General features: G+C 61.7%; 14 protein-coding genes and 2 riboswitches. Of the genes, 11 read left to right on the top strand and 3 right to left on the bottom strand.

Translation table 11 applies throughout. The annotated features are described in order from the left end of the window. Window positions 1-43 precede the first annotated feature (43 nt). The 3 genes from catC to IGW03_RS23405 all read left to right on the top strand — a co-directional run bounded on the left by catC (window position 44) and on the right by IGW03_RS23405 (window position 4,327). Window positions 44-322: a muconolactone Delta-isomerase gene (gene catC, locus IGW03_RS23415; protein ID WP_194724950.1), complete on the top strand. Its 279-nt coding sequence runs from the start codon at window positions 44-46 to the stop codon at window positions 320-322. Between the two features lie 22 nt (window positions 323-344). Further along, window positions 345-1,319 (top strand): Bug family tripartite tricarboxylate transporter substrate binding protein, encoded by a 975-nt coding sequence (locus IGW03_RS23410; protein WP_438943673.1) that lies wholly within the window; start codon window positions 345-347, stop codon window positions 1,317-1,319. A 551-nt stretch (window positions 1,320-1,870) separates the two neighbouring features. Then, window positions 1,871-4,327 carry a glycogen/starch/alpha-glucan phosphorylase gene (locus tag IGW03_RS23405; protein ID WP_194724948.1) on the top strand — a complete coding sequence of 819 codons (2,457 nt, stop codon included), beginning with the start codon at window positions 1,871-1,873 and terminating at the stop codon, window positions 4,325-4,327. Between the two features lie 101 nt (window positions 4,328-4,428). On the opposite strand, the gene IGW03_RS23400 is transcribed toward IGW03_RS23405, so the two are convergent. After that, on the bottom strand, window positions 4,429-5,352 hold the full coding sequence (locus tag IGW03_RS23400) for a LysR family transcriptional regulator (RefSeq protein WP_194724947.1): 924 nt from the start codon (window positions 5,350-5,352) through the stop codon (window positions 4,429-4,431). A gap of 128 nt (window positions 5,353-5,480) precedes the next feature. Between IGW03_RS23400 and IGW03_RS23395 the strand changes: the two genes are divergently transcribed. The 8 genes from IGW03_RS23395 (at window position 5,481) to IGW03_RS23360 (ending at window position 18,545) form a co-directional block, all read left to right on the top strand. Beyond that, the gene (locus IGW03_RS23395; protein ID WP_194724946.1) at window positions 5,481-6,872 is read left to right on the top strand and encodes an FAD-binding oxidoreductase; all 1,392 of its coding nucleotides are present in this window, start codon (window positions 5,481-5,483) and stop codon (window positions 6,870-6,872) included. Between the two features lie 359 nt (window positions 6,873-7,231). Beyond that, complete coding sequence (locus IGW03_RS23390) at window positions 7,232-7,501, top strand: recombinase family protein (protein WP_194724945.1); 270 nt, start codon at window positions 7,232-7,234, stop codon at window positions 7,499-7,501. A gap of 166 nt (window positions 7,502-7,667) precedes the next feature. After that, entirely contained in the window at window positions 7,668-8,636 is a 969-nt protein-coding gene (locus IGW03_RS23385) for a Bug family tripartite tricarboxylate transporter substrate binding protein (RefSeq protein WP_194724944.1), read from the top strand. Window positions 8,637-8,812: 176 nt separating this feature from the next. Then, window positions 8,813-9,017, top strand: a riboswitch (cobalamin riboswitch). A gap of 112 nt (window positions 9,018-9,129) precedes the next feature. Then, window positions 9,130-13,533: a cobaltochelatase subunit CobN gene (locus IGW03_RS23380; RefSeq protein ID WP_194724943.1), complete on the top strand. Its 4,404-nt coding sequence runs from the start codon at window positions 9,130-9,132 to the stop codon at window positions 13,531-13,533. Continuing rightward, window positions 13,530-13,982, top strand: a complete 453-nt coding sequence (locus IGW03_RS23375; RefSeq protein ID WP_194724942.1) for a MotA/TolQ/ExbB proton channel family protein — start codon at window positions 13,530-13,532, stop codon at window positions 13,980-13,982. Before IGW03_RS23380 ends, IGW03_RS23375 begins: the two co-directional genes overlap by 4 nt. Beyond that, window positions 13,979-14,314, top strand: a complete 336-nt coding sequence (locus IGW03_RS23370; RefSeq protein WP_194724941.1) for a hypothetical protein — start codon at window positions 13,979-13,981, stop codon at window positions 14,312-14,314. The genes IGW03_RS23375 and IGW03_RS23370 overlap by 4 nt, the downstream gene beginning before the upstream one ends. A gap of 94 nt (window positions 14,315-14,408) precedes the next feature. Further along, a riboswitch (cobalamin riboswitch) is annotated at window positions 14,409-14,648 on the top strand. Window positions 14,649-14,899: 251 nt separating this feature from the next. Then, entirely contained in the window at window positions 14,900-17,014 is a 2,115-nt protein-coding gene (locus tag IGW03_RS23365; protein WP_228535992.1) for a TonB-dependent receptor, read from the top strand. Window positions 17,015-17,030: 16 nt separating this feature from the next. After that, window positions 17,031-18,545, top strand: coding sequence for a PepSY domain-containing protein (locus tag IGW03_RS23360; protein ID WP_228535990.1), 1,515 nt, complete (start codon window positions 17,031-17,033; stop codon window positions 18,543-18,545). Here the strand turns inward: IGW03_RS23360 and IGW03_RS23355 are convergent, their stop codons facing one another. Together IGW03_RS23355 and IGW03_RS23350 are read right to left on the bottom strand one after the other, a co-directional pair. Beyond that, window positions 18,546-18,812 (bottom strand): GNAT family N-acetyltransferase, encoded by a 267-nt coding sequence (locus tag IGW03_RS23355; protein ID WP_194724940.1) that lies wholly within the window; start codon window positions 18,810-18,812, stop codon window positions 18,546-18,548. A gap of 65 nt (window positions 18,813-18,877) precedes the next feature. Then, window positions 18,878-19,645: a sulfite exporter TauE/SafE family protein gene (locus IGW03_RS23350; RefSeq protein ID WP_194724977.1), complete on the bottom strand. Its 768-nt coding sequence runs from the start codon at window positions 19,643-19,645 to the stop codon at window positions 18,878-18,880. Window positions 19,646-19,677 lie beyond the last annotated feature (32 nt).

The following is a 19,677-nucleotide window of genomic DNA, read 5'->3' as shown; positions in this document are numbered from 1 at the left end:
GCGCTTCCGGCGCGCCGGCGCATCAGATAAAAAGGAAAGAATCATGCTGTTTCTAGTTCGGATGGATGTCTTGCTGCCCCCTGATATGCCGCCGGCGATTGCCGACGATATCAAGGCGCGTGAAAAAGCCTATGCGCAGGACTTGCAGCGCAGCGGCAAGTGGGTTCACCTGTACCGGGTCGTCGGCGAGTATGCCAATTACAGCATCTTCGACGTCGAGTCCAATGACGAACTGCATGGCCTGTTGTCGTCCTTGCCATTGTTCCCCTACATGAAGATCAAGGTGACCCCGCTCGCCAAGCATCCTTCTTCCATCGTTTAACCAGTTTACGGAAACAGCAGACATGAACATGAAGCGTTCGATCATCAAGGCCGTGTTCGGCGGCATCGTACTGAGCACCGCATTCGGCGCAGCTGCGGATACCTATCCGAGCAAGCCGATCAAGTGGGTGGTGCCGTTCACGCCGGGCGGCGCCATGGATACCATGGCCCGCACGCTGGGCGAGAAGATGTCGCAGAGCATGAAGCAGCCTGTGATCATTGAAAACCGTCCCGGCGCAGGCGGCGTGGTCGGGTCGACCACCGTTGCCAAGTCCGAGCCCGACGGCTATACGATGATGATCGTATCCATCGGCCACGCGGTGAACCCCAGCCTCTACCCCAAGCTTTCCTATGATCCGATCAAGGATTTCGAACCGGTCAGCCTGGTCGGCATCGTGCCGAATGTCCTGGTGATCAACCCCGGCGTGAAGGCGAACAATGTCTCCGAACTGGTCGCACTGGCGAAGCAGCAGCCCGGCAAGCTTACATTCGCATCGGCGGGCAGCGGCACCACCATCCATCTCGCCGGAGAATTGTTCGCATCGATGGCCGACGTCGATATTCTGCACGTTCCCTACAAGGGCAGCGCGCCCGCGGTGACCGATCTCATGGGCCGCCAGGTCGACATGATGTTCGACTCGGTGTCTTCCGCCAAGCCCTACATCGATTCCGGCCGCCTTAAGCCGCTGGCCGTGACCACCACCAAGCGTTCCAGCGTCCTGCCGAACGTGCCCACCGTGGCGGAGGCCGGCATCAAGGGCTATGAGCTCAGCGGCTGGTATGCCGTATTTGTGCCGGCAAAGACGCCGCAGCCGGTCGTCAACCGCATCAATGAAGAACTGGTGAAGGCGCTGAAGCAGCCTGATGTGAAGGCGCGTTTCGCGCAGATCGGCGCCGAGCCTGTAGGCTCTTCGCCGGCAGAGCTCGCCAAGTACCTGAAATCGGAAACGGCGAAATGGTCTGAAATCGTTCGTGCCCGCAACATCAAGGCCGACTGATCCTTCCCCTGCGATGGCCATGCATTTGCATCGGCCATCGTCCTTCATCCTGATGCTGCCCGAAGCGGGAGTGCATGTGGACCCCGGTGTCCATTGCACTCCCGTTTTTGCCTGCATGCCGGATTCCTTTCGTCACTATTCCCTGCCCACATTCCACTGAACTTCCGTTCATTACCGCTATCACCTAGCAAACAGGTTTGGTAATGTAGATGACAGAACGGAAGACGCCCCGCGGTCCTCGCAAACCGCTTGCATTCGAGAAATGCGCAGTCAGGCGAGAAACCAGCGTAAGGACGATGTAGTGGAGAAATTCTGTCCGCGCGGCTTCGGCTCACGCATGTCCGAGCGGTTGTCCGGCTTGATTTGGACAGGCTGTTGATGTTCGAATAAGAACCAGACCGCATGCTCTTTTGAACCGCAGTGAGGCCGCCAACGGACTGTACTGCAACCAAGACGAACCTTGTTGTTTCCGGGTGTGATGTTCGACAAACGGCTGAAGATGATTAATAGGCCGAAGAAGCGCCCGAACATGTTCAATGAAGGGGAATAGTATGGGAAAGTCCGATTTCAACGTCGATCCCGGCGGCAATGATGTCTTCTCGCTGAAGCGGGCCATCGAGGAAAAGCTTCTGTACACCATCGGCAAGATTCCGCCCTCGGCGAATCCGCACGACTGGCTCAATGCCACGTCGCTTGCAGTCAGAGACAGGCTGGTGCAGCGCTGGGTCAAGACGACGCGCGCGTATTACAAGCGCGACGTCAAGCGAGTCTACTATTTGTCGATGGAATTTCTGATCGGGCGCAGTCTTACCAATGCCGCGCTGTCGCTCGGCATCTATGATGAGTTGAAGCAGGCGCTGGCCGCCCTGGATGTCGATATCGAAGAGGTGGCCGCCGCCGAACCCGATGCGGCGCTCGGCAACGGCGGCCTGGGCCGCCTGGCCGCCTGCTTTCTTGATGCGATGGCGACACTGGGCATTTCCGGCATGGGCTACGGCATTCGCTACGACTATGGCATGTTCAGGCAGGAAATCACCGACGGCAACCAGGTGGAGCATCCGGATTACTGGCTGGCGAGCGGACATCCCTGGGAATTTCCCCGCCCTGAAGTGCAGTTCCGCGTGCGCTTCGGCGGCCGCTGCGAGCGGCACGGCAGCCAGACCCGGTGGGTGGATACGGAAGACGTGCTGGCCATTGCCTATGACACTATCATCCCCGGATATGCCACCGAGGCCACCATCACCTTGCGGCTGTGGTCGGCCAAGGCGACGGACGAGATGGATCTTTCCGCATTCAACCGCGGCAATTATTTCGGCGCGGTCGAAAGGCGCACCACTTCCGAGACCGTGTCGCGGGTGTTGTACCCTGACGATTCCACGGTATCGGGCCGCGAGCTGCGGCTGCGGCAGGAGTATTTCTTCGTGTCGGCCAGCGTACAGGACTTGCTGCGGCGGCATATCCGGCGCTATGGAAGCGTCGCGAACCTGCATGAAAGCGTTGCCGTGCATCTCAACGACACGCATCCCGTACTGGCCATACCCGAACTCCTGCGGCTGCTGATCGACGAGCAGCAGCAGGAATGGGAGCCGGCATGGGACATGGTGCGAAAGGTGTTTTCGTACACGAACCACACGCTGATGCATGAAGCGCTGGAGACATGGCCCGTCGACATGATAGGCCGCATGCTGCCACGCCATCTCGACATCATCTTCGAAATCAATGCCCGCTTCCTCGGCAGCGTTGCGTCACAGTTCGGTGTCGACCATGACCTGATGCGCCGGCTGTCGCTGATCGACGAGAACGGCGACAGGCGGGTGCGCATGGCCTATCTCGCCGTGGTAGGCAGCCACAAGGTGAACGGGGTGTCGAAGCTGCATTCGCAGCTGATGACGAATTCCATCTTCAGCGATCTTGCCCGCGTCTATCCCGACCGGTTCAACAACAAGACCAACGGCATTTCCCCGCGCCGCTGGCTCGGCGCCGCCAACCCGCAGCTTGCCGCGCTGATCGACGAGCAGATCGGACCGCAGTGGCGGCTGGACCTCGACCGCCTGCAGGCATTGCGGCCGCTGGCGGACGATCCTTCCTTCGTCGATGCCTGCCGGCGCATCAAGCTCCACAACAAGACGCAGCTGGCGGCGTGGATGCATTCCGCTCTCGGCATGGAGGTCGATCCGCATTCGCTGTTCGATGTGCAGGTCAAGCGCATCCATGAGTACAAGCGCCAGCTGCTGAATGCGCTCCATGTCGTTACCCGGTACAACCGCATCCTTGCCGCTCCGGAGGCCGCCTGGGTGCCGCGCACCATCATTTTTTCCGGCAAGGCGGCATCGGCCTACCGGAATGCGAAGCTGATCATCAAGCTGATCAACGATATCGCGGCGAAGGTCAACCAGGACCCGCGCGTCAACGGCCTGTTGAGGGTAGTCTTCGTTCCGAATTACGGCGTCAGCGTGGCCGAGAGGATCATCCCGGCGGCGGACCTGTCGGAGCAGATCTCCCTGGCCGGAACCGAGGCTTCGGGCACGGGCAACATGAAGCTGGCGCTGAACGGCGCACTGACGATCGGTACGCTCGACGGGGCGAACATCGAGATCCGCGAGCAGGTGGGGCAGGACAACATCTTCATCTTCGGGCACACGGCCGAAGAGGTGCAGTCGATCCGGATGCGCGGATACAGGCCGCGCGACATCTACGAATCGAACAGCGAATTGCAGCTGGCGCTGGAGCAGATACGCGACGGCTATTTCTCGCCGGATGATCCCGAGCGGTTCAAGACGATATTCGATCTGCTGGTGAACTTCGGCGATCAGTATCTGCTGCTTGCCGATTACGCCAGCTACGTTGCCACGCAGGAGAGGGTGGACGACCTGTACCGCAACCAGGCGCAATGGCATGCCACTGCAATTCGCAACATCGCAGGCATGGGCGTCTTTTCCGCAGACCGCACGATCGCGGATTATGCGAAGGAAATCTGGGATACCAAGCCGCTTGTCCTGGAGCAGTAACAGCCGGCAGTGACAAGCGGCAGCGGCCGGAGATGGTAAGTAGAAGCCGCAGGATGATTCACTGCCTGCGGCTTTTTTGCTGAAATATATTGATCAATAGTTCATTCAAGCTGATTCGCTTCCCGCAGGCAGTCGGTCATCAGGCTCGCCAGCGGATTCGTATTGCCCGCTTTCCAGTGCGCGGATATCTGTCCAAGCAGGTTTTCCGAATCCAGGGGAAGCATCCGGATGCGCTGCTCAGTCGCAAGCCGCCTTGCCATGCTCAATGGAAGCAGGCCGAGCATATCGCTGCCGCTTAGCAAGGGGATTATTGCCGTGATCGATATCGTGTGGACCGCGATACGGGGCGATACGCCGTGCTTGTCCAGCAATTGCATGAATGCCTCAAGGGCGGGCGAGCCGCGCGCCGGCGCCACCCAGCTCATCGCCTCCAAGTCTTTCCACTGGAGATCGGTCCTCAGTGCGAGAGGATGTCCGCTGCTGCAGCATATGACCAGGGGATCCGTCAGCAATACGCTGGACAGGCCCGGCTGCAGCGTCTTCCTGTCCGTGACCCGGCATACGATCAGATCGACCTGCCCGGCGTCCAGCATCTCAAACAACTCGCCAGCCGTGCGTTCCACAAGATCGACGCATGCATTCGGCGCAAGCTGGCGGAAACGCAGAAGAACGTCGGGCACCAGCAGCTGCACCGCAGTCGTAACCATGCCGACGCTCAGTTCTCCGGCAAGGCCTTTCGACAGCGCGGCGACTTCGGTTTCAAGAGATTGCAGTTCCTGGAGAATCTGGGCCGCGCGCCGTGCGAGGTGATCGCCTACCGCCGTGAACTCGATCCGGTTGCCGATTCGCTCGAACAGCGGCGTGCCGATGGCGCTTTCAATTTCCCGGAGCTGCTTCGAGATGGCGGGCTGGGTGACGTGCAATGCATCGGCCACTTTCTGCACTTTGCCCAGCTGACGCAACTGCACGAGAACGCGCAGCTGGTGGACTTTAAGGTCTGCTTCGAAGAATCGCTTTGGCTGCATGGGTGATTAAATTTAATTGGGGCGCCATAACCTAATGGTTATGAAAATATGAAAATAAGTCAATGGTGGAACAGATGGTCAGCGTGTAGCCTATCACGTGTTCCTCCTTGAATGACAGGTGTGCCGTAATGAATGCCATTAAATACGCCGAGATTGAATTGCTCGCCTCACTGGCCGGTTTTTCTCCTATCCATAACGAAGCGGATATGAAACGTTATCTTGGTGACTGGAGCGGGCTCGTCGGCGGGCAACCGCTTGCTGTCCTGCGTCCGCGCACCACCAGGGAGGTTGCGGACATTGCAGCGGCTTGTCACAAGGCCGGGAAAAAGATCACGATCCAGGGAGGCCTGACCGGTCTTGCCGGCGGCGCAGTACCGGATCAGGGCGACATTGTCATTTCGCTGGAACGCATGAACAAAGTCGAGGAATTCGATCTCCAAGGTGGAACCGTCACCGTGCAGGCCGGCGCCACCTTGCAGGCAGTCGCTGATTCCGTCGAGGCGCACGACTGGTATTTTCCCCTGGATTGCGGTGCGCGCGGCAGCTGCCAGATCGGCGGCAATGTCGCCACCAATGCAGGTGGAAACCGCGTTCTGCGATACGGCACGATGAGAGAGCTCGTGCTGGGCCTCGAGGTGGTGCTCGCCGACGGCACGGTGCTTTCCATGTTGAACAAGGTCATGAAGAACAATACCGGCCTGGACCTCAAGCACCTCTTCATCGGTTCCGAAGGAACGCTGGGCATTGTCACGAAAGTGGTGCTCAAGCTGTTTCCCAAACCGCAGCGCCGGTACTCCGCCTTCTGCGCATTGGAGTCGTTCGGGAACCTGACGACGCTGCTCAAGATGGCGCGCTCTTCCATTCCTTCGCTGTCGGCCTTTGAAGTCATGTGGGATGACTATCTCGATCTCGCATCTGCCGCGCTCGGCCGGGCCAAGCCATTCGATGGCGACTATCCGGTCTACGTTCTGCTGGAAGCCGAGGGCATGGATTCTCCGGAGCAGGAGCTGGCGTTGCAAAGGCTGCTGGAGCAAGCACTGGAAGAGGGCATCGTGAGCGATGTGATTCTCCCGCATTCGAGCGAGCAGGCTGCGCAGCTATGGGAAATGCGCGATGCGATCGGCGAACTGCTCTCCGGCATGAAACCGTATATCGCGTTCGACATCGGTATTCCCGTATCCCGGATGGATGGATTCATCGAGGGAATCAAGAAGGACATGCAGGCAAGCTATCCGTCGGCCAGGCACTTGTTCTTCGGCCATCTGGGCGATGGCAATCTTCACTACGCCACGGGACCTCATCGCGATGAAGACATTGTGCCTATTGACGATTTTGTCTACACCGCCGTTGAAAAGGCGGGCGGCAGCATTTCGGGTGAGCATGGTATCGGGCGTCTGAAGAAGCCGTTTCTCAGGCATAGTCGCGGGCCGGAGGAAATTGCGCTTATGCGCATGATTAAACGGGCGGTTGACTGCAACTCAGGATTGAATGCGGGGAGAGTTTTCGACTCAAGCGAATGAAAAAATCCTTTGCAATTAGCTTATGTGATTACGCTCCCTTCTCCCGCAGGCGGGGCGCAGGCAGGGTTTCGCAAACTACTGGTTTGCGCTGCCGTAGCCGACTTGGCTTGCAGGCCGAGTCGTGGGGCGCGGAGCGAGGGTTGGGGATGAGGGAGCTCGTCAAGACCGTAGGTGGCTTTGCTATCCCCCTCACCCCCAACCCCTCTCCCGCTTGCGGGAGAGGGGAATCTGATCCGTATGTGGTTAGTCGCTTGTGTCGCGTCGTCATTCATCTTGAGCGTCCGGAATGATGGCAGTGCCGGTCATGGTGAACGCGATGCATTGTTCGATACGAACGTTTAATGCCACGTTGAGAGGCTATGGCTGCTTCACACTTTTTATTGCATCAGCTCGTCGAGAACACCGAAGCTGCTGAAAAGAATCGGGCAGTTCCAAAAAGCAGTGCCCCGTTCCAGAAGAACTTCAGCGATGTCGTCATTGAACTGATTGTACAGAAACGAATGACGGGGGCGTCGTACGGTTTCATCGCGCGGGATCTAAACCGCAAGGGCTTGAATGGACGCTACGGCGCGCGCTGGTATAGCGCCAGTGTACGCGCATGCCTGATACGAAATGAAATAACAGCGTAGTACGGCTCATTGCAGCACGGCAGCCCGCACTGAAGAATGGACGCTTTCTTCGATCAACAAGGCATCTTCGACGCGGCGCAAGGACATCGCTAGACAAACTGGATCACGTCTTTATGTCAAAGCTTGCATATCTGATCTTCATCACTACAAACCTGGAGGAGGCAACATGAAACGACGCAGCTTTATTGCGATGGCTGGCCTGACTGCAGCACTGCCTGCAAGTGTACTGGCGCAAACCGATGAAACCAATCGCATCATGGTAGGTTTTGCGCCCGGCGGCAGCACCGATGTCGTCGCCAGAACGCTGGCACAGAACCTTAAGTATGGATCAGGCATAACGCTCGTGGAGAATCGTGCCGGAGCCGCCGGCCGGCTCGCGGTCGACTTCGTCAAGCGCGCGTCCGGAAACGGACGCACGATCCTGATGACGCCGGGTTCCATGATGATCATCTACCCGCATGTGTACAAGAAGCTCACCTACAATCCGGCCACGGATTTCAAGCCGGTCACGTCCCTGGTGACGATACCCTACGCGATCACCGTCGGACCTTCGGTCCCTGAAAAAGTGAAGACGCTGGCCGACTTCGTCCAGTGGTGCCAAGCCAATCCCAAGGAGGCTGCCTATGGCAGTCCCGGAGCCGGCACTGCACCGCATTTCCTGGGCACGATGCTCGCCCGCAGCGGCGGTTTTGATTACCTGCATATCGGCTATCGTGGCGGGGCGCTGGCCGTACAGGACATGATGGGCGGCCAGATCGCCTCCAGCATCAACGTGATCAGCGAGGTGTTGCCCTATGCGCGTTCCGGCAAGGTACGGATTCTTGCCATCTCGTCCCCGCAGCGCTCGAAGTTCCTGCCGGACGTTCCGACATTCGCCGAAGCAGGCATGAAGGAACTGGAGTCGGAGGAGTGGTTCGGTGTCTTCCTGCCTGCAGAGGCGTCAGGCGATCTGGTCGCCAAACTCGGCGCCGCGGTCAAGGAAGCGTTCAGCCGCCCCGGCGTCGCCGAGACCGTGGAAAAACTTGGATTCATCGTCAAGACGTCGACGCCGGCCGAGTTCGATGCCAGGGTCAAGGCCGATATCAAGCGCTGGGGCCCGATCGTGAAGTCAACCGGCTTTACCCTGGACGAATAAATCAACAGGCGGACGGCAAGGGTAGCGCTGGCATGCGAGTTGTCGTGTCCCGGACCTGCGTCTGCCTGTTCCTTCAAGCGCTTTCCATCCCCGTTCGGTCGCCTGGACAATCTGCAAATCCGGCCGGCATTTTTCCGACTCAAGGAACAAGGCGCGGAAAGATGTTCCCGCTGCGTTATACTTGTGCCACTTTAGGTGCCTTGCTCCGGATTTACGGGGCGGGTGAAACGGGAAGCCGGTGACTCTGCACAGTCAGATATTCCGGCGCAGCCCCCGCTGCTGTAAGCCTGACGACTCCGGAAACACCACTGTGCGCATGCATGGGAAGGCCGGAGGAGGACGACGGCGAGCCAGAAGACCGGCCTGAAGCATATGCCGCGCCAATCCCCGGGGTGATGGGATGGGTTCAATCGTTGCTTGCCGCGAGGCGGGCACGCGTGAGCTTTTTCTCCCGGTCCGGTTCGGCTGCCGTTCAGTCCACCGTCCGAAGAAAATGCCGATCCGCTCAACAACCTCGCCTTTCTTTCGCTACCTGCTGTGCGTCGTACTCTGCGCTGCCTCCATGCAGGGCCGGGCTGCGACCCTGTTCGGCGTCGTCACCGAACGCGCCGCTCCAGCCGCCGTCGAGGCTGCGCACCGGCATCTGGCAAGCCGGCCCGGCGACCGCATCGTGCTGCGCACCCCCGCGCAACTCATGGCGGCCAGCGACAAGCAGCTCGGCCAATGGATAGGGGAGGCCGACACCGTCCTTGCCGTGGCCGTCTTCGGCGATCCTGCCCGCCGGCTCAAGGATACGCTGTCCCGCCATGCGCGGCCGCGTACCGCCGTGCTTGCAATGAATGGAGAAGCCAGCCTCAATCTCATGAGCCGCAACCTCGGCGCCGACCGCTCCGGAAGCTTGAGCGACTTCCCCGCCGAGACCTTGTCCCGGCTGGCGCAGGAAAAGCCGCCGGCCGCAGCACTGGAGGCTGCCATGGCCCATCCGACGGCACGCCGGTGGCTTGCCGCCCGGCAGACGTGGCAAGCCTGGGGCAGCGAAAACACCGCCGCGCTTTTTGCCCATCTGCTCGATCCGAACCGCGCGCTTCCCGCACCGAAGCCGGAACCCGCCTTGCGCATGCGCGTCGGCAGCAGGGAACTGAGCGACGCAGCCGCATGGGGCAAGGCTGCGACACTGGGCCTTGCCGCCAAGCCTGCGGTCGTCGTGCTGGACCTCGCCAACATGGATGCCGGCACGCCCGCATCCCTTTGCCAGCGCATCGAGCAGCGCGGCCTGCCCTGCGTGCAGATACTGACCCGCTGGGGAACCGCTTCGCGCGATGCGCTGGAACGTCTGCCCGAGCTGGTGGCCCCGGCGCGGCCGGCCGCGCTGGTCGTGCTGCAGGACTTCGTGGTCGGTGCCGCCGAAGGACGAGAAGCCGTCATCGACGCATTCAGGAAACTGGACGTGCCGGTTTTCAAGGCAATCCGTCTGACCGAGCGCGGCGCAACCCAGTGGCGGCTGTCGCCGGATGGATTGCCGGCCGACTCGGTGCAGTACCGTGTCGCCTTGCCCGAGCTGCAGGGAATCGGGCAACCCATCGTGGTCTCGGCACAGGGGCGCAGCCAGACAGACCGCACGACCGGCATCGAAACGCGTCCGCCGGTGGCGCTGGACGCGCAAGTCGATCTTCTCTCGGCGCGGGTTCATCGCTGGCTGAGCCTGCGCGGCAAAGCCAACCGGGACAAGCGTATCGCCATCATCTATTACAACCACCCGCCCGGGCGGCAGAACATCGGCGCCGACAACCTCGACGTGCCGGCCTCGCTGTTCGACATGCTGCATGCGCTCAAGGCGGCCGGTTATACCACCGGCGATCTGCCGGCCTCGTCGGAAGCCTTGCTCGACCGCATCATGGCGCATGGCGTGAACCTGCCGGAAGACCGCACCGCGCTGCGCGAACTCAGCGCTTCCGTAGAGGGAGTCGACGCTGCCGACTACGCGCGCTGGTTTGCGAAGCTGCCGCCCCGCGTACGCGGCGAGATGACGGACGGGCCGCTCGGGCGGCTGCATGCGGAAGTGCTTGAAGCGGCGGCGGCCAGCGAACGTCCCGCCGGGCGCAAGCGCGTCGACGCCGTCATGAAGGAGTTGCGCCACCTGGTTGAAGGCGCGGACCATCCGAAACGGCAGCAGGCAATGCACGACCTGGAAGCGCTGGAAAAGGGATATCTTGCCTGTCTCGAAGACAACTCCCGGCGGCCCTGCACCGCGCTTGCACCGACGGTGCGCCGCCTGACCGCTTACGGCATCGAAGGCCTCCGAGGGTGGGGCGCCGCGCCGGGCAAGGTCATGGTGGAAGGCGGGAGGCTGCTGGTGCCGGGCATCGCCTTCGGCAACATCTTCATCGGCCCGCAGCCGCCGCGCGGCTGGGAAGTGGATGAGGAACTGCTGCATGCCAACACCAGCATCACGCCGCCGCATCAATACCTGGCGTTCTACCACTGGCTGCGCGACCGCTTCAAGGCCGATGCGCTGGTGCACCTCGGCCGGCATTCCACCTATGAATTCCTGCCGGGCAAAGCCGTCGGACTGGCGGCCGACGACTATCCCAGCCTGATTGCCGCCGACTTGCCCGGCATCTATCCCTACATCGTCGACGGCGTCGGCGAAGGCACGCAGGCCAAGCGGCGCGGTTTGGCGGTGATGGTCGACCACCTGACGCCGCCGCTGGCGTCGACGCCGCTCTATGACCAGCTGCTGGCCCTGCGCCAGATCGTCGAAAGCTTCGAAGCCGCATCCAGCGAATCGCTCAAGGCTCAAGCGGCCCGCACCATGCGCGAACAGGTAGTGGCGCTGAATCTGAAAGCCGAACTCGAAGCCTCGATGGCCGATGTGCTCGAAGTGCGCGGCATCGGTTTCGAGGCGGCCGACGACGATCTGCTGGCCCATGAAATCGGCCACTACCTGACCAAGCTGCAGGAAAAGTTCATGCCCTACGGCCTGCACATCTTCGGTCGCCAGTGGAGCCAGCCTTCGCTGGACCTGATGCTCGATTCGATGAAGAAGGGCGGCATCGACGATCCCGAGGTCGCCCGCAAGCTGGCCGATTCGCCGCGCCTCGAAATGACGGGCCTGCTGGCCGGCCTGGAAGGCAGATACATTTCGCCGGGCAAAGGCAATGATCCGCTGCGCTCGCCGGAGGCGCTGCCGACGGGCCGCAACTTCCATGCCGTCGACGGCGACATCCTGCCGACCCGGGTCGGTTACCGTCTCGGCGAGTCGCTGGCCGGCAAGGCTGCGGCCCGTGACAAGTCGGCGCCGGGATCGGAGGGCATCATTCTCTGGGCATCGGACGCGGTGCGTGACGAAGGCGTCATGGTTGCGTTCGCATTGTCCCTGATGGGAACCGAGCCGGTATGGAATGCACGCGGCATCGTCACCGATGTCCGTCTCAAGCCAGGCGCGGAGCGGCGCGATGTGATCGTCACCACCTCGGGTCTGTTCCGCGATCTTTATCCCAATCTGATCCATCTGATCGACCGTGCCGGGCGCCTTGCCTTGGCGGCGTCCGCCGCCGGCCTGCTTGAACAGCGCCCGGAACTGAAAGAAGCGCTTGCTGCCGCGCTGGGGCCGGTGCCGACGGCCGAATGGGGCCGCGAAGCCGTCAGTGAAAACCGCGTGGCCCGCGAATGGCTGGACCGGCTCGCCGATCTCGAGCAGTCCGGATTGCCGGTTGCCGAGGCCGGCCGCTCCGCTGCCCTGCGCATCTTCGGCGACGCGCCCGGTGCATACGGCACCGGCGTCAACCGACTGACGGAACGTTCCGGCGCATGGCGCGAACGCGATGAGATCGGGCGCGCCTACAGCAGGCGCATGGGCCATGCCTATGGCCTAGCGGACAGCGGCGAAGCCAGCCACGCGGCCTTCGATACCGTGCTCGGACGCATCACGCGCACCTACCATGGCCGGGCCAGCAATCTCTACGGACTGCTCGACAACAACGATGCGTTCGACTATCTCGGCGGATTGTCGCTGGCGATCGAAGGACGTACCGGACGCCCGCCGGAAGCGCTGATCCTGCAGCATGCCGAACCCGGGCGCGCCGATATCGAACCGCTGGCCACCGCGCTGCTTGGTGAACTTCGCGGACGCTTCCTCAACCCCGCCTGGCTCAAGCCATTGATGAGCCACGGCTACGCAGGCGCACGCACGATGGGAACCGAATTTCTCGAAAACCTGTGGGGCTGGCAAGTCACCCGTCCCGACCTGGTCAAGAACTGGGCCTGGGACGAGGTAAAAGCGGTCTACTTCGAGGATGCAAGAAAGCTCGGCCTGCCGCAATTCCTCGGCCAGGGCCAGAACGCCCATGTCAAGGCGCAGATGCTTGCCATCTTCATGGTGGCCGCGGAAAAGGGCTTCTGGAAAACCGATGCCGCCACCATCAGGCAGATGGGCGGAGAGCTTGCTCGCCTGGTCGAAAAGAACGGCCTGCCCGGCAGCGGCCACACCGCGCCCGACCATCCGATGTGGCAATGGCTGGCGCCGCAGCTCGATGCCGGTGATGCCCAGGCGCTCGGCGTCACCCTGGGCAAGGCGCGCGGAGATGTGTCTGCACCGGCGCCCGTTCCGGCAGCGGGCAGGGCAGCAACGGCAAACAGCACGCCGATACCTGCCCAAGCCGCTGCGGCATCGCCCGCGGCCGGGGCTGCTGCTGAAGCTGCAGCCGCCGCCGAGCCGGAAACGGCCGCCGAACCTGCTCCGCGCTACTACGAACTGACAGAAATCGAAGCCCCGGCAAACAATCCCGCTGCCAGCATCATTAATGTGCTCGGCCTTCTCATCGCAGGCTTCGCTCTGTTTGCCGTCGGCATGTGGCGCGGAATGAAATCCATCTCACCTACAAGGAGTTTCCAATGAATGAGTTGCTGTCTTTTGCGTGGCTGCACGACGCGGTCACCTGGCTGCTGGCGCCGGCGCTGGCCGCGCTGCTGCTGGCCTGCGCGTTTGCGCTGATCGAAGCCGGCATCGCGGTCGGCGAGCGTCTTCACGGTCTCGCCAAGCTCAAGGCCGCCGGCGACGTGCCGGGCGTGCAGCGCATCGCGCGCCACCGGCTCGAACGGGCCGACCTGCTTGCCCGCATTCCCCCCATGCTCGGCCTGATGGCCACCATCATTCCGCTCGGGCCCGGACTGGCTGCGCTGGGCAAGGGCGATCCTGCGCAACTGGCCAGTGCGGTCACCGTCGCCTTCGATGCGACGGTGCTCGGTCTCGTCGCCGGCATTGCCGGCCTGATCGTCGGCAAGCTGCGCCGCCGCTGGTATGAAGAGACACTGGAAGCCATGGAGGAAATGGAGGCAATGGCATGAGCGACCGTCAGCCGCGCAAACGCCTGCGCCTCTATTCCCGGCTCGATGCCCGCTTCGACGACCATGATGAAGATCCGCGCGCAAGCCTGGTCAATCTCGTCGACGTCATGCTCGTGTTCGCCTGCGGCTTGCTTGCCGCGCTGGCGGCCGGCACGCAAAGCGCGCTGAAGGTGCCGAAGCCGGTAGACAAGGGCCGTGAAATCGAGCGGCCCGTCAGCGGCATTACCCGGAACGGCAGCGGCTATGACCGTGTCGGTGAAGTGTTTCGGGACCCGAAAACCGGCAAGCTGGTATTGATCGAACCTGCGGCCGACAGCCGGCAAAAACAATAATGGCCGATTGCCGCAAGCTTCGATGCGAAGGCAGCCCGGTACGGGCGCTTGAGCAATTCGCATCTTGCATGCGCTCATTGGCATGATTGAAACTTAGAATTTTTTCTGTTCTGGTGCCCGCGGCTGATTCACCAGCCGCAGTTAAACGGGAAACACAAGGCCTGCTTCGCAACATCCAGTCTGCGAACAGGCCAACGTGTGCTGCCCCCGCAACGGTAAGCAAGCCTCATCCACGGATGAATTCCGCGTCGATAAACCACTGTGCATGTCGCATGGGAAGGTAACGCGGAAACGGCCTGCCAGCCCGGATACCGGCCAGGACAAGTGGAAGCGCAGGATTGGCATGGCTGACCGCTCTGATCATTCAGAATGCAGACGGGCTCCATCCGAATGCCTTCCGTTGGATTTCGGCATGCGGGGAAGCATGCCGGAGACTTTCACTTTTCCTTTCAAATGAAAAACCGCCCGCATTGCGGCATGCCGGCTGCACCGGCTGCATTTCGCCCATGGCTGTCCTTTCCGTCCGCACGCTCATTCGCTTGGCAAAACAGCGCATCACATGAGAGCGATTCCATTTCCCGTACATTGACGCGTTCGAAGATCCTGCTGGCAGGCCCCTTGATCGCGGCCGGATGGATGGCGCTGCCTGCCATCGCGCAGAACGCCGCAGAGACCGTGCTGCCCGCTGTCGTCGTCAGCGGGGAACGTGAAAAGGGCTTGCGCCTGGATGTGCCATCGTCGGCAGCCTCCCGCCTGGACCTGACTCCGCGCGAGGTTCCCGCCAGCGTCAGCAGCCTCGAACGTGAAGACATCGTTGAACGCAGCCTGCACCGGGCACAGGACGTGGCAATCAGGCTACCCGGCGTCACCGAGTCGCCGGCACCCGGCAATGGCGGAACCAGCCTGGTCGCGCGCGGTTTTGCAGGACATAACTCGGTCGCTCAACTGGTGGACGGCACGCGGCTGATCGTTGCCGCCGGCACGATCACCTATCCTTTCTCGACATGGCCGCTGGAATCGGTAGAGGTACTGAGCGGCCCCGCGTCAGTGCTGTATGGCGATGGTTCGATAGGCGCTGCGGTGAACTATGTGACCAAGAAGCCGCTGTTCGAGCGCACCCAGCGCGAGGCTATGCTGGGTGTCGGCAGCTATGGCGCCATTCAGGCCGGGATCGGTCTGCGCGGTCCCGTCAACGACGCCGTCGCCTATTCACTGTACATCGACAGCGACAAGACCGGCGGCTATCGCAGCGAACAGTCGCATGAACGGCAGAATCTTTCCGCTGCCGTCGCAGTGCGCCCCGGCAGGGACTTGAAGCTCACTTTCATGCTGGATGCCGGGCACAACGAAGATTCCCGCTACTTCGGCGTGCCGCTGGTCAATGGCCGGCTCGATGACAGGCTGCGCAGAACTGGTTTCAATGTCGATGATGCCATTGTCAAATACAACGACCGGGTCTGGCGCGGTCGCATCGAATATCAGGTCGACAGCAACATCAAGCTGCGCAACGAAACCTATTACCTGACCAGCAAGCGGCACTGGCGCAATGCCGAGTCCTACGCCTACATCCCCGCCACAGGTCGCGTGAGCCGTAGCGACTACCTTGAAATCCTTCATGACCAGGAGCAGGCCGGCAATCGCTTCGATGCAAGCATCGACGGACACATTGCCGGCTTGAAGAACCGCCTCGTCGTGGGGCTGGACTGGTACAAGACGCGGCTGGTCCACACGAACAATGCGCCGTACGGCGGCGCAAGTATCGTAGATCCGTTCAGCGGCTTCGAGCAGGGTCGGTTCATCAGTCCTGTACCCACCACGCCGGGCCGCAGGGCGGAACTGGAAACCAAGGCATTCTTTGCCGAAGACGTGCTCGACATGACGCAAAGCTGGAAGCTGGTCGCAGGCCTGCGCCAGGAGCGAATGGATCTCGACAACCGCGACCTGCGCACGCAGGCTAATCTGTCCAGGGACTACGATCCCACGACGGGCCGTCTTGGCGTGGTCTGGTCTGCGTCGGATGCCTTGTCGCTCTATGGGCAGTATGGCACCGGCACCGATCCCTTGAGCGGATCGCTCTCCCTGCCGAATAACGGCAATGTTTTCAACCTGGCCAAGGGAAAGCAGGTCGAAGTCGGCGCAAAGGGCAGCCTGCCCCTGATCAAGGGCGAGTGGACGTTTGCCGTGTATGGAATCAAGAAGCGCAACCTGCTGTCGCGCGATCCTGGCAATCCTGCCGTTACCTTGCAGATCGGCCAGCAATCTTCGAAGGGCATCGAGTTCGGCCTGGCTGCCGAACCGGTGAAGGGCGTGACCATCGCGGCCAATGCGGCATGGCTGCGGGCGCGCTATGACGAGTTCAGGGATGCTGCCGGCATGTCGTACGCAGGCAACAAGGTAACCGGCGTGCCGGAACGCACGGCAAACATCTGGGCCGCCTACCGCTTCCTCCCGGGCTGGCAGATCGGCGCGGGAGCGCGCTATGTCGGCGAACGCCAGAGCAACAATGCCAACACGGCCAGCCTGCCTTCCTACACGGTGCTCGATGCCATCTTGAATGTCGAGGTGAAGGGAAACACCGTGGTGTCGCTTGGCATCCGCAATCTTGCCAACCGCGACTACGTGCTGTCAGGGTCCGGCAGCGTTCGCTGGCTGCTCGGCGAGCCGCGCACCGCTCAACTGAGCGTAAGAACAGAGTTCTGATGAACACGCATCGCAGATGATGAAAAAAACGCTGATTTTCATTCACAAGTGGCTCGGCATTACTCTGGCCTTGCCGTTTCTGGTGTGGTTCGTCAGCGGCATCGTGCTGTATTACGTGCCGTTTCCGAACCTGACGCAGGAGGAGCGCCTGTCCGCACTGCCGCCCTTGCAGGTCGGGCAGAAGGATTGCTGCCTGACCGCGCAGCAGGCAGCGTCGCAGGCGAAGGTCGCATTTGCCGAAGCTCGTTTCGGCATGCACGGCAGGCAGCCGGTATGGCGTCTCCTGACCAAAAAGCCCGATCAGCAATGGCGTACCATCGATGCCCGCACGGGCAGCATGCTGCCTCCGCTTTCAGAGCCGGAAGCCGTCAGGCTCGCGGAAGCATACAGCCAGCGCCGCGCGTTGCATGCCGAGGTGCTGGACCGCGACCAATGGACGGTGACGCAAGGGCTGAATCCGTATCGACCTTTGGTAAAGGTGACGCTGGACGGGCCAGGCGGACTGGAATTGTATGTATCGCCCGGCGCCGCCGAAGTGGTGCGCGACACCCGGCGCAGCGAACGGTTCTGGAACTGGATAGGCGCAGTGCCGCACTGGATCTATTTCACCGAACTGCGGCGCCGGCCCGACACCTGGCATCATGTGGTCGTATGGCTGGCCTTGCCTGGCACCCTGCTTGCGCTGACCGGCGTCGCCATCGGCATATGGCACCTGTTCCTGAACCGTTCGCGCTGGATCCCGTACCGCAAATTCTGGATGCGCTGGCATCACATGCTCGGCCTTGCAGCGGGTGTCGTCACGGTGACCTGGATTTTCTCGGGCTTGCTGTCGATGAACCCGTTCGGCATCTTTTCCTCCCGGTCAGCGACCGCCGGCGAGCGGGTGCAGTGGTCGGGTCCGGATGCCGTTGCCGTCCTCAATCCCGCCGCGGCACTGCAGCTTGCTCCGCACATGCAGGCCAGGGAGATCGATCTCATCCGCTTCAACGGCGGAGTGTGGTATCGCCTGCGCGGCGCCCCGGACTTTGGGAATGCATCAGCGGCGGGAACGCCGGGCCATGTCCTGGTTCGGGCAGACGTGCCCGGTGCCCAGCCGCTGAGCGCATTTCCGGAGCAGGCGATACGCAGCACGCTTTCCGGGCTGCGCAAGAATGAAATCAATGACATTCCGGTGATAACGCGGCTCGATGATTACGATGATCTTTATTACACTCAGCAGAGCGGCAGCGGCGCACGATACACGCGGCCCTTGCCGGTGCTGCGTGCCGAATGGGTCGACGGCATCGTAATGTATGCCGACCCGGCGGCGGCACGCATCATGCTGCGCGCCGATGCTTCCAATCGATGGCAGCGCTTGTTGTACAACGGCCTGCACAGTTTCGACTTTGCGCCGCTGGTCGCGTCTCCGCTGCTGCGCGGGAGTTTGATCGTGCTGCTCTCATTACTCGGAATTGTTTTGTCGACGACGTCGATTGTGATTGCCTGGTGTGCCTTGAGTCCAAGGAACGGCAAGAAGAAGAGACATGCCTGATCAGACGTCTCGCTTGCCCAGGGAATGAGAAGAGCAGGTGAGCGTCATGCCCGGATACCGCATCATCAAATGCCGCAGGAGCGCGGAGCCGATGCCACGGCGTCGGAACTGAGGCTTTACGAAGACCATGTTAATGCATAGAACTTGGTCTGATTTGACGAAGTCAAGCGCTGCGACCTGCTCGTTGTTCACGGAGGCATAGAAAGCCGCCTCGATGCGGTCAGAACACGAAGCCCTCACTCTCTCCTGAATCTGCAGAACGGCCAAGGCAGCGCTCCTTGCGTAAAATGTTTCGCCGTGCATGGCAGCACCGGGCATCCCCCGGCGGTAAATCACCGATGCAGCAGTGCAGGGAAGTAGGTTTTCAAGAAGAACGCCAGCGTGATGCAGCTGGTGGCAAGCAGCGTAAGGGCGCGAATGATCTCCGGCCGCGCGCGACGCCCTATGCGGGCGCCGCCATATCCGCCGATGATTGCACCCACCAGCATGACCAGCGTCTCGGGCCAGCGCACCGCATTGGCCGCGATGAAGGCGAGCACCGCCACTACATTGGCTGCACTGACCAGCAGCGTACGCGGCGCATTGAGCTGCTTGAGATTGGTGTTGTCGAGCAGGCCCCAGACGGCAATCATCATGATGCCGACCGCACCGCCGAAGTAGCCGCCATAGATGCCGAGCGCGAACTGGACGGCCAGCACCGCATGCGCATGAATGTTCCACCGCGCGCGCAACGCCTCGCCGATGCGCCGTCCGAATGCGAGAGCAATTGAAGCAACCAGCAGCAGCCATGGCAGCACGTATGTGAATGCTGCCGAGGACGTTCGCAGCAGCAGCAGCGCTCCGACCAGGCCGCCGCACAGCGTCGCTGCGAGCAGCGCACGCAGCGATACCGAGCCGACGGGCCGCAGGCCGTCTCGATATGCCCATGCGCTGGCCAGCCCGCCAGGAAACAGCGCTACCGTGCTGGAAGTGTTCGCCTGAACCGGAGGCACGCCCGCTGCAATCAGCGCCGGCAGGCTCACGAACGAGCCGCCCCCGGCCAAGGCATTCATTCCGCCAGCGACCATTCCTGCCGAAAAAACGAGAATCATCGTGTCCATGCATGCGATGTTAGTGGGCAAGCCGTCTCTGC

The organism is Noviherbaspirillum malthae (genome assembly GCF_015352985.1).
In the GTDB taxonomy this organism is placed as follows: Bacteria; Pseudomonadota; Gammaproteobacteria; order Burkholderiales; family Burkholderiaceae_D; genus Noviherbaspirillum; species Noviherbaspirillum malthae.
The sequence above is the reverse complement of the archived record's forward strand: the minus strand, read 5'-3'. Positions and strand labels throughout refer to the sequence as shown.